Origin of the sequence: Kitasatospora sp. NPDC059571, assembly GCF_042735675.1 — a bacterium.
In the GTDB taxonomy this organism is placed as follows: Bacteria; Actinomycetota; Actinomycetes; order Streptomycetales; family Streptomycetaceae; genus Kitasatospora.
Window position 1 is genome coordinate 34,894 of the sequence record NZ_JBHWBW010000019.1, and the last position, 1,289, is coordinate 36,182.

At 72.8% G+C, this 1,289-nt stretch carries 1 protein-coding gene; it reads left to right on the forward strand.

Annotated features, from left to right (window positions below):
* Positions 1-140 precede the first annotated feature (140 nt).
* Entirely contained in the window at positions 141-1,160 is a 1,020-nt protein-coding gene (locus ACFV0G_RS04580; protein ID WP_380541501.1) for a magnesium and cobalt transport protein CorA, read from the forward strand.
* Positions 1,161-1,289: the final 129 nt, after the last annotated feature.

Here is a 1,289-nt window from a genome sequence, read left to right on the forward strand (position 1 = left end):
CACACCCCCACCCACCCCCCCGCCCCCCCCCCAGTCACCCCCCCCCCCGGCCCCGCCCCGCCCCGCGGCGGGACGCCTGTCGTGATGCGATGGTCTCCTCGGAGGTGTTGCGAAGCAGGCCGGACGCGAGGAGGAAACTCATGATCGTGGACTGCGCGCACTACCGCGACGGGCACCGGCAGCACGAGGGTGCAATGCCCCTGGAGAAGGCGGCCGCGCACGCCAGGCAGGGTGGATTCGTCTGGCTCGGCGTCTTCGAACCCGGTCCCGAGGAACTGGCAGGAGTCCAGGAGGAGTTCGGACTGCACGAACTCGCCGTTGAGGACGCGCAGGCCTTCCATCTGCGACCGAAGGCCGAGCAGTACGAGGACGGCACCGAGCTGATCATCCTGCGCACCGCACGGTACGACGACGAGCGCGAGGAGATCGACACCGGGGAGATCAGCATCTTCCTGGCCGAGCACTTCGTGATCACCGTCCGCCAGGGCATCGCCAGCGAGCTCGCCGCCGCCCGCGGCCGCCTCGAACGCCGGCCCGAACTGCTGCGGACCGGCAGCGCCTCGACGCTGTGGGCGATCCTCGACCAGGTCGTCGACGGCTATGCGCCCGTCGTGGCGGAACTCGACCGCGACATCGAGCAGATCGAGGCGACCGTGTTCTCCGGGGCGGTCGCCCCCACCGAGCGGATCTACTCACTGAGACGGGAGGCCACCGACTTCTACCGCGCCGTGCACCCGCTGCTCGCCGTCGTCGCCCGACGACTGCAGCCCGGCCGGGCGCCGGCCGAACTCCTGCCGTACTTCCGCGACGTGCACGACCACCTGCTCCTGGTCAACGAGGAGGTCGCCGCCCAGCGCGACCTGTTGGCCACCGTCCTGGAAGCGAACATCGCGGTGATCTCCGTCGAGCAGAACAGGATCACCCTCCGCCAGAGCGCCACCATGGAGCGCCTCACGATCATCGCCACGGTGTTCCTCCCGCTGTCCTTCGTGGTCGGCTTCTTCGGGCAGAACTTCCCCTGGCTGATCCGCCACATCGGCGGCCCCGTCGCCTTCCTGGTGCTCGGCATCGGCGGGCTGCTGCTGCCGTGCGTGCTGCTGTACGCGTGGCTGCGCCGCCAGCGTCGGCATCCCACACAGCCGGCGCCGGGCGGCCGATAGACCCGGGCCGCCGGCCCGGGGCGGCGGACCTCACGCGCGGTCCGGCCCGTCCCTGGGGGGGGGGGGGGGCGGCGGGGCCGGCCGGGGCCCGCGCCGCGCGCCCGGGCCCGCCGCGCCCGGGGCGGCCCG

Coding starts and splice junctions, on each gene's coding strand:
- ACFV0G_RS04580 (WP_380541501.1), top strand. CDS start 141: ATGATCGTGGACTGCGCGCACTACCGCGACGGGCACCGGCAGCACGAG.